Below are 8,936 nucleotides of genomic sequence, written 5' to 3'. Positions count from 1 at the left end.
CTGTTGAGGAACGAGAGGAGATCGACGCGAAACTTGCCGACTATCCAAACACCCAGGCCGTTGCTATCGAAGCGATGCTGATCATTCAACGGCGCCAGGGATGGGTATCGGATGAAAAACTGCGCGATCTCTCGGAAGTCCTGCGGCTTTCCGTCGCCAACCTGGACGGTGTAGCAACGTTTTACAACCTGATTCGCCGGAGGCCGGTGGGACGGCACGTCGCACTTATTTGCGATAGCGTCTCGTGCTGGATCATGGGCTCTGACAGAATGCGGGATCACCTCTGCAGCAGGCTGGGAACACCGGTTGGCGGCACAACTTCAGACGGGCAATTTACTTTGTTGCCGATCGTTTGCCTGGGAGCGTGTGATCACGCGCCAGCCATGATGATCGACGGAACGTTACATGAAGATCTGACCGAACAGAAGATCGAAGAGATATTGACGCAGTACACATAGGCATCTCTATGGAGAAACCTCTTACAGGCAATTTTCGACCTGACAAAACTGCGGTGAGCCTTCCGGAGTACGAGCGTGCCGGTGGATATCAGGGGCTTCGCAAGGCACTCACTATGCAGCCGGCTGAAGTCACGGAAGTGGTAAAGAGATCGAATCTTCGCGGACGGGGAGGGGCGGGTTTTCCGACCGGCACGAAGTGGAGCTTCGTGCCTATGGGAAAAGATGCGCCGCATCCGAAATACCTTGTTGCGAACGCCGATGAGATGGAGCCCGGGACATTCAAGGATCGCGCGTTGATGGAGAGGGACCCACACCAGTTGATCGAGGGCATGATCGTCTCCGCATACGCGATAGAGGCTGATATCGGCTATATATTTTTGCGCGGTGAGTACGAGTACCCGAACCAGTGCCTTTCCAAAGCGATCGCCGAAGCAAAAGCAAGCGGCTATCTCGGCCGCAATATTCTCGGATCGGGTTACAGTCTTGAAATCCACCTTCATGCCAGCGCCGGCCGTTACATCTGCGGCGAAGAGACTGCTCTGCTGAATGCACTCGAAGGGAAGCGAGCGCATCCGCGAACGAAGCCTCCCTTTCCTCAGGTCTGCGGGCTTTGGGGAAAACCAACGATCGTCCAGAATGTGGAAACGCTTTGCAATGTTCACCACATCGTGAACAAAGGCCCTGATTGGTTCCGACATCTGAGCCTTACCGAAGATGGAGGCACAAAGCTGTTTGGTGTCAGCGGTAAAGTCAAACGCCCGGGACTGTGGGAACTTCCCATGGGCACGCCACTGCGTGAGATTCTCGAAAACCATGCGGGAGGAATGCGCGACGGCTTGCGTTTTCGCGGACTGCTTCCGGGCGGAGCGTCGACGGACTTTCTTGTAGAGGAGCATTTGGACACTCCGATGGACTACGGGAATGTGCAGAAGGTTGGAAGCCGACTGGGCACGGGAACTATGGTCGTGCTGGACGACCAGACGTGTCCCGTCGGCATGGTCTGGAATCTCGAACACTTCTTTGCGCAGGAATCGTGTGGCTGGTGCACCCCGTGTTGGAGCGGGCTGGCATGGACGGAGAAGCTTCTGCTCGCAATGGAGCAAGGCCGCGGGAGCGCTCGTGATCTGGAGACGCTGATGTTTCAGACGAAATTTCTTGCTCCAGGCAATACTTTCTGCGCTCTTGCACCGGGAGCAGTCGAGCCCCTGCAGAGCGCGCTCAAATACTTCGCTGAAGATTTTCGCCGGCACATCGACGAACATCGGTGTCCCTGGAGATGACTATGGCGACTATTTATATTGACGGCAAGCTTAGACGGGTGAATCCGAAACAGAATCTACTGCACGCCTGTCTTTCGCTGGGGTATGACCTTCCGTATTTCTGCTGGCATCCAGCATTGGGTTCGGTGGGTGCGTGTCGCCAGTGCGCTGTTAAGCAATTCCGCAACGAGCAAGACACCGCCGGCAAGCTCGTCATGGCTTGCATGACGCCCGCTGCCGAGGGCACACGCATCTCCATCATCGATCCTGAAGCCGCGGCCTTTCGCGCCGGTGTTATTCAGGGTTTGATGCAGAACCATCCGCACGACTGTCCTGTCTGCGACGAAGGCGGGGAGTGTCACCTGCAGGACATGACGGTCATGACCGGACACCGGTCACGCGTTTATAGCTTTGGCAAGAGAACGTTTCGCAATCAGTATCTCGGTCCGCTGGTGAATCATGAGATGAACCGCTGCATCCAATGCCAGAGATGTGTGCGCTTTTATCGCGAATACGCGGGTGGTGACGACCTGAACGCGTTTCATCTGCGCGACACGGTCTACTTTGGACGCCACGAAGACGGCGTTCTTGAAAACGAGTTCAGCGGGAACCTGGTTGAGATCTGCCCGACGGGTGTATTTACCGACGCAACACTCAAGCGCCACTACACACGCAAGTGGGACCTGCAGATGGCGCCGTCGATCTGTGTTCACTGCGGGCTTGGTTGCAATACTACTGCCGGCGAGCGATATGGCACGCTGCGCCGCATCGTGAATCGTTATAACCACGAGGTGAATGGGTACTTTCTTTGCGATCGTGGACGGTTTGGCTATGAGTTTGTGGAGAGCAATCAGAGAATTCGCCATCCACTGCTAAACGGTAAAGCAGCAACGAAAAGTGAGGCATTGGAACGATTCGCCGCCATACTGCGCGAGGGCAAAGTGTTCGGTATCGGATCACCACGGGCTTCCCTCGAGGGCAACTTCGCACTGCGCACACTGGTTGGCCCCGATCAGTTCTTCGCTGGAACTTCCGATCATGAGTTGCAGCTTCTTTCGACCATGCTCCGCATTCTGCGCGAGGGGCCGGCGCGATCACCGTCCCTTAATGAGGTGGAGCACTCGGATGTTGTGTTCGTGCTCGGCGAGGATGTCACAAACGTCGCGCCGATTATGGCTTTGCGGCTACGTCAGGCTGTGCGTCAGGCCCCCATGCAGATCGCGGAGAAACTGCACATTCCTGAGTGGCTCGACCATTCGGTGCGCGAGGCTGTGCAGGATGAGAAGGGGCCGCTCTACATTGCTTCTTCTTACGCGACGAAGCTGGACGACATCGCGACGGCGACATATTGTGCCGCGCCAGATGATCTGGCTCGCCTGGGTTTCGYTGTCGCCCACGCGATCGACCCCGATGCTCCCGTCGTGACGGGGCTACTACCGGATTTGGAGAAAATGGCGTCGGATATAGCTTCAGCGCTGCTTGGCGGGCAGCACCCGTTGGTTGTTTCCGGTACAAGCTGCGGCAGTCAAAGTGTCATAGAAGCGGCAGCGCAGGTTGCATGGGCGCTGTGCAAGGTGGGGCGCCACGCGGCTCTCAGCTTCACGGCGCCGGAGTGTAACAGTCTTGGTCTCGCGTTGATGGCGCCCCGTCCACTCTCAGAAGCTGTCTCCGCGATCAAAAGCGAACCGACAAACACGCTGGTCGTCCTGGAGAATGATCTGTTTCGCCGTGGCCCAGCAGACGTGGTGTCATCCCTGCTGAAAGGTGCCCGCCACCTTGTCGTGCTCGATCATCTGGATAACGCCACTACAGAGGCAGCCGAACTTGTATTGCCCGTAGGTACCTATGCTGAATCTGATGGAACGATCGTGAATAACGAAGGGCGCGCCCAGCGGCACTTCCAGGTGTTCGATCCCAGCACCGACGTGCAGGAAAGCTGGCGATGGTTACGCGAAGGAGCGATTGCAGCGGACCCTGAGAACGGGGCACAGTGGCAGAACCTCGACGGTCTCACTGCGGCTATGGCCTCAGAAATGCCCGTATTTGCATCGATTCCACGAGTTGCTCCATCCCGGAAAGCCGGCGGCAAGATCGCACGCGAGCCGAACCGGTACAGCGGTCGCACTGCGATGCTAGCCAATATCAGCGTGCATGAGCCAAAACCGCCTGACGATCCTGATTCTGCCCTGGCGTTCTCGATGGAGTCCGGGCCTGAATTGGCTCCGCCTTCGTTGATTCCTTTTTTCTGGGCGCCCGGTTGGAACTCCATTCAATCGGTCAATAAATTTCAAACCGAGGTAGGCGGTCCATTACGCGGCGGTGATCCCGGGATCCGTCTGATTGAGCCATCTCTTGAACGGAGCTGGAAGTATTGCTCTATGATTCCCGCGGCATTTCAGCGGCAGCCGGACCTGTGGATGCTGGTCCCGATTTTTCACATCTTCGGTTCAGAGGAATTGAGCCTCCGCGCACAGGGCATCGCTCAACTGTCCCCGCACCCCTATGTGGCGTTGAATCCAGTAGAGGCTTCGCAGAGTGGGGTGAGCGCGGGCGAGCGGATCAAAGTATCCATTGAAGGGTCGCTCTTCGAACTAGAGGTCATGTTGCGAGCCGACCTGCCTCGCGGTGTCGCCGGCTTGCCCGCTGGACTGTCGCCAGCCAAGGGTATCGTTCTGCCGGCTTTTTGCAGGCTTGCACCGATCCCGGCTGAACCATCCAGAGGTGCTCCATGATGCGGAATCTCTTTCCCTTTGTCATCATTGCGGTGGTTCTGTTTGTGGTGCTCAATCTATCAGCTGGATTGATCTGGGTGGAGCGCCGTCTGCTTGCCTTGTGGCAAGACCGATATGGCCCCAATCGTGTCGGCCCATTTGGGTTAGGACAGGTGGTAGCCGACTCGGTAAAGATGTTCACCAAAGAAGACTGGATTCCACCCTTTGCGGACAAGCCCGTCTTTGTTATCGCGCCCGCCATCATCGTTGCTACCGCACTGATCTCGTTCGCGGTTGTGCCTTTTGCTTCTGGATTTGTCATTGCCGACCTCGACGTTGGAGTCCTGTTTCTCCTGGCGATGTCCTCCTTGGGCGTTTACAGCATTGTTCTGGCGGGCTGGGCGTCGAACAACAAGTACTCGCTGCTTGGTGGCATCCGCGCTGCCGCGCAGATGTTGAGTTACGAGGTCTTCATGGGTTTATCCCTGTTAGGCGTGGTGATCCTGGCCGGTTCGTTCCGAATCTCGCATATCGTCGAAGCGCAGCGCGGGATGTGGTTCATTGTGCCTCAATTCCTCGGCTTCGTTCTGTTCCTGATCGCTGGCGTGGCGGAGACGCGTCGGCTGCCATTCGATCTTGCGGAAGCGGAGAGCGAATTGATTGCCGGCTTTCACTCAGAGTACTCCGGTATGAAGTTCGGCATGTTCTTCGTCGGGGAATACATCGGTGTGATTCTGATCTCGGCGAGCATTGCGTTGTTTTTCTTCGGAGGCTGGTTAGGGCCTGTGTTGCCCGGGCCGCTCTGGTTTGCTGCAAAGACGATGTTTTTCATCTGTCTATTCATCTTGTTTCGTGCGGCGCTTCCCAGGCCGCGATTTGATCAGTTGATGTCCTGGGGCTGGAAGGTGATGTTACCCCTGGCATTGTTGAATCTGTTGGTAACCGGGGCTGTTGTGCTTGCCCGGGCATAAAGGAGGTCCCCCGTGCTTAGTCTCGTGCGTTCTTTGTGGATGGTTTTGCTGCACACTTTTGCACGACGTGTGACCGTTCAGTATCCAGAGGCTGCCCCCGTCGACTCTCACAGCCTGATGCCTTGAAGATGAGCCATGATCACACTTTTCTATCTCGCGGGTACTATTGCCGTCATCGCTACACTGCTTGCCATCTCGCGGCGTCACGTGGTCCACGCACTGCTCTACCTGGTTGTGTCACTGCTTGCCATCGCCGTGGATTTCTATGTTCTGGGAGCGGCTTTTGTAGCAGCGCTTGAAGTCATGATTTATGCGGGCGCCATCATGGTGCTCTTTGTTTTCGTCGTAATGATGCTCAACGTCGCTGAGCACGCTATGGAAGTGGAACGCGGGTGGCTGAGACCTCGAAACTGGTATGGGCCTTCCACTCTCGCCGTGATCTTGTTGGCAGAGCTGGTTTACTGCGCCGTGACATCCGGCAGTACGCCTTCGCTGACGAACGCAGTGAGTCCAAAGCAGGTCGGCGTGGCGCTATTCAGGACTTATTGGATCGGGGTCGAACTCGTGTCCCTGTTGTTGATGGCGGGGTTAGTTGGCGCATGTCATCTGGGACACCGTGAAATTACGAGGGAGGAGGAGCGACATGCCACAGGTACCGATGCAGCACGCGCTGATTCTGGCAGCGATTTTGTTCGCGCTGGGTCTGGCCGGACTTCTGACGAGACGCAACCTGATCTTCACGCTCATGTGCATTGAGATCATGCTCAATGCGAGCGGCCTCGCCTTTGTCGCGGCCGGCTCCCGCTGGGGGCAACCGGACGGTCAGGTAATGTTTCTGTTCATTCTCGCAATGGCGGCAGCCGAAGTCTCAGTCGGGCTCGGCTTCGTACTCTTGTATCACAAGCGGCACGCCGCATTGGATGCGGACGCGGCCAGTGAGTTGAGAGGCTGATATGTTTCGACTGCTGTGGCTTGTTGCCGCCGTTCCGTTTGCAAGCGCTGGCTTGCTCGCGCTGTTCGGTTCCCGGTTGTCCCGGAGAATCATCGCAATCTCCGGGGCAGGTTCGATTGGATTTTCCGCAGCCCTTACTTTGTTGATCGGCGCAGAGTTCATTACGTCGCCACCTGCTGGCAACGCTTATGTCCAGCACTTGTGGACGTGGATGAGTAGCGGTGGATTCCAATCCGAAATCGCGCTCTATCTCGACTCTGTTGCGCTTCTTATGCTTCTGGTTGTTACGTTTGTCGGCTTCCTGATTCATCTTTATTCCGTTGAGTACATGCGTGAGGAGGAAGGGTACGCGCGATTCTTCGCCTACATGAACCTCTTCGCGGCGTCGATGATCACACTTGTGTTAGCGAATAATCTGCTTCTGCTGTACTTGGGATGGGAAGGTGTCGGACTCTGCAGCTTTCTGCTGATCGGTTTCTGGTATCGGGATCCAGTGAACGTTCGCGCCGCGAGTAAAGCCTTTATCGTGACTCGGGTTGGAGATACCGCCTTCGCGGTGGGGCTGTTCCTCTTGTTTACCCGATTGGGAACGCTGGACATTCAGGAGTTGATGCATCGTGCCTTAGTACAGTGGAGCTCGGGCAGTGGCATCGCGGTGGCGGCGGCAGCGCTGCTGCTGGGAGGAGCCGTCGGTAAATCCGCGCAGCTACCGCTTCAAACCTGGTTGCCGGACGCGATGGCCGGCCCCACGCCGACGAGTGCACTCATTCATGCCGCGACGATGGTGACCGCGGGAGTGTATCTGATTGCACGTACGCATGTGCTCTTTACGCTGGCTCCTCCTGTCCAGCTTGCTGTGGCGATCATTGGAACCGCCACGATGCTTCTGGCGGCTTTCAGCGCACTTGCCCAACGGGATATGAAACGCGTGCTTGCGTACTCCACCATCAGTCAGATCGGTTACATGTTCCTCGCGCTTGGACTGGGCGCCTGGTCGGCGGCCATGTTCCACCTTATGACGCACGCGTTCTTTAAGGCACTCCTCTTTCTGGCTGCCGGAGTCGTCATTCATGCGGTACACGAGCAGGACCTCTACCGCATGGGCGGGCTCCGCTTCGAGCTGCGACTCGCATTCTGGTCGTTCGTGATTGGCGGATCGGCGCTGGCAGGCCTGCCGCTGATCACCGCTGGCTTTTTCAGTAAGGACCTCATCTTGTGGCAGTCCTGGGCGGGTCCAAATGGAAATGTGTTGTTCTGGATCGCAGGCATGACGGGAGCTATGCTTACCTCGCTTTACACGTTCAGACTGATTTCGCTGGCGTTCTATGGCCCGCAGCAGTCACACGTCAAAGCGGAAAGCGGCCTCCTGGTTCGCATCGTCCTGGTCGCACTTTGTGTTTTATCGCTCATGGGTGGATATGTGGATACTCCTCCACACTTTGGCGGCGCACCGGCACTCTCGAATTTTCTAAGCAGCGCATTGCCTCCGCTCGAGGAAGTTCATATAGGGCCGATCACCGAGAGCATTACGGCGCTCTGCGCCAGTTTGTCGTTCGGACTCGGCCTTGCGCTGGCGTACCTTCTCTATGGACCACAGCGTTCGCGTGTGCCCGCTCAGGGTTTCCTGCCGAAGCTCTGCCTCGCAGGGTTTGGCTTCGACCAAGTGTATGACCGGCTGTTCGTCCGCCCGCTCCAATGGCTGATTCGGAAGAACAAGAGCGACATTGTGGATGTGCCGGTCCGTGGCTTGGGGCAGATTGCCGTACTTGGCTATCGTGCTTCGCGGCAGATGCAGACTGGGCGTGTGCGCCGGTATGCAATGGGACTTGCTATGGGAACTGCCGCGATCCTTGCGATCGCATTCTTTGCTCGATGAGGTGTCGTGATGATCCTGCTCAGCCTGATTTTGATTCTTCTCGTCGGCGGTATCTCATCGGGGATCGTCGCCCGTCGACATATAACAGCAGCGCGTTGGGTCGCCGTGGCAAGCGTGGGAGCAAATCTGGCGGTCACCATCGGTTTGTGGATTACCCGCACTGGGCAGTCGCAGCCGGCGACGCGCCGCTGGTTGGAAGAATGCAATTTAAATTGGATTTCGCAGTTTGGTATCCGTTTCCATCTGGCCCTTGATGGTCTTAGCCTGGCGTTGTTGGTCCTGACCTACTTTCTAGGCATCATGGCCATTCTTTCGTCCTGGACGGAGATCCGGCAGCGAGTTGGTTTCTTCCATTTCAATCTGCTTTGGGTGCTGGCAGGCATAACCGGTGTGTTCCTGGCTGCGGACCTGTTCGTCTTCTACCTGTTCTGGGAGCTGATGCTGGTGCCAATGTACCTGCTGATCGCCATATGGGGTCACGAACGGCGGATATATGCTGCAACGAAGTTCTTTCTTTTCACGCAGCTTAGCGGTCTGCTGATGCTGATAGCGATTATTTCGCTGGCGGTTCTCCACCAGCACGCGACTGGCGTTTTCACCTTCGATTACGAACATCTGCTCAACACACCGTTGTCGCCCCGTTCAGCACGTCTACTGATGCTTGGATTCTTCGTTGGGTTTGCGGTGAAGCTGCCCGCGTTCCCATTCC

General features: G+C 56.8%; 8 protein-coding genes. All 8 read left to right on the top strand.

What is annotated here, in order from left to right:
• Positions 1-458 (top strand): NADH-quinone oxidoreductase subunit NuoE (gene nuoE / locus AB4043_RS11960; RefSeq protein WP_442307131.1); only part of this gene is annotated, 458 nt, incomplete at its 5' end.
• 8 nt (positions 459-466) lie between these two features.
• Positions 467-1,738 carry an NADH-quinone oxidoreductase subunit NuoF gene (gene nuoF / locus AB4043_RS11955; RefSeq protein ID WP_442301781.1) on the top strand — a complete coding sequence of 424 codons (1,272 nt, stop codon included), beginning with the start codon at positions 467-469 and terminating at the stop codon, positions 1,736-1,738.
• Between the two features lie 2 nt (positions 1,739-1,740).
• Positions 1,741-4,449 carry an NADH-quinone oxidoreductase subunit NuoG gene (nuoG, locus tag AB4043_RS11950; protein ID WP_442307130.1) on the top strand — a complete coding sequence of 903 codons (2,709 nt, stop codon included), beginning with the start codon at positions 1,741-1,743 and terminating at the stop codon, positions 4,447-4,449.
• A complete protein-coding gene (nuoH, locus tag AB4043_RS11945) occupies positions 4,446-5,399 on the top strand; it encodes an NADH-quinone oxidoreductase subunit NuoH (protein WP_442301779.1) in 954 nt (317 codons plus the stop codon). Before nuoG ends, nuoH begins: the two co-directional genes overlap by 4 nt.
• A gap of 135 nt (positions 5,400-5,534) precedes the next feature.
• Complete coding sequence (nuoJ, locus tag AB4043_RS11940; RefSeq protein ID WP_442301777.1) at positions 5,535-6,155, top strand: NADH-quinone oxidoreductase subunit J; 621 nt, start codon at positions 5,535-5,537, stop codon at positions 6,153-6,155.
• A complete protein-coding gene (nuoK, locus tag AB4043_RS11935) occupies positions 6,043-6,351 on the top strand; it encodes an NADH-quinone oxidoreductase subunit NuoK (RefSeq protein ID WP_442301776.1) in 309 nt (102 codons plus the stop codon). Before nuoJ ends, nuoK begins: the two co-directional genes overlap by 113 nt.
• Before the next feature lies 1 nt (position 6,352).
• Complete coding sequence (nuoL, locus tag AB4043_RS11930; protein WP_442301775.1) at positions 6,353-8,227, top strand: NADH-quinone oxidoreductase subunit L; 1,875 nt, start codon at positions 6,353-6,355, stop codon at positions 8,225-8,227.
• A gap of 9 nt (positions 8,228-8,236) precedes the next feature.
• A partial coding sequence (locus AB4043_RS11925; protein WP_442307129.1) for a complex I subunit 4 family protein occupies positions 8,237-8,936 on the top strand: 700 nt, incomplete at its 3' end.

Source organism: Terriglobus sp. YAF25, from assembly GCF_052113305.1.
In the GTDB taxonomy this organism is placed as follows: Bacteria; Acidobacteriota; Terriglobia; order Terriglobales; family Acidobacteriaceae; genus Terriglobus.
The sequence above is the reverse complement of the archived record's forward strand: the minus strand, read 5'-3'. Positions and strand labels throughout refer to the sequence as shown.

What these genes read in the sequence shown, in the direction of transcription:
- nuoF (WP_442301781.1), top strand. Translation starts at nt 467, where the DNA reads ATGGAGAAACCTCTTACAGGCAATTTTCGACCTGACAAAACTGCGGTG.
- nuoH (WP_442301779.1), top strand. Translation starts at nt 4,446, where the DNA reads ATGATGCGGAATCTCTTTCCCTTTGTCATCATTGCGGTGGTTCTGTTT.
- nuoJ (WP_442301777.1), top strand. Translation starts at nt 5,535, where the DNA reads ATGATCACACTTTTCTATCTCGCGGGTACTATTGCCGTCATCGCTACA.
- nuoK (WP_442301776.1), top strand. Translation starts at nt 6,043, where the DNA reads ATGCCACAGGTACCGATGCAGCACGCGCTGATTCTGGCAGCGATTTTG.
- nuoL (WP_442301775.1), top strand. Translation starts at nt 6,353, where the DNA reads ATGTTTCGACTGCTGTGGCTTGTTGCCGCCGTTCCGTTTGCAAGCGCT.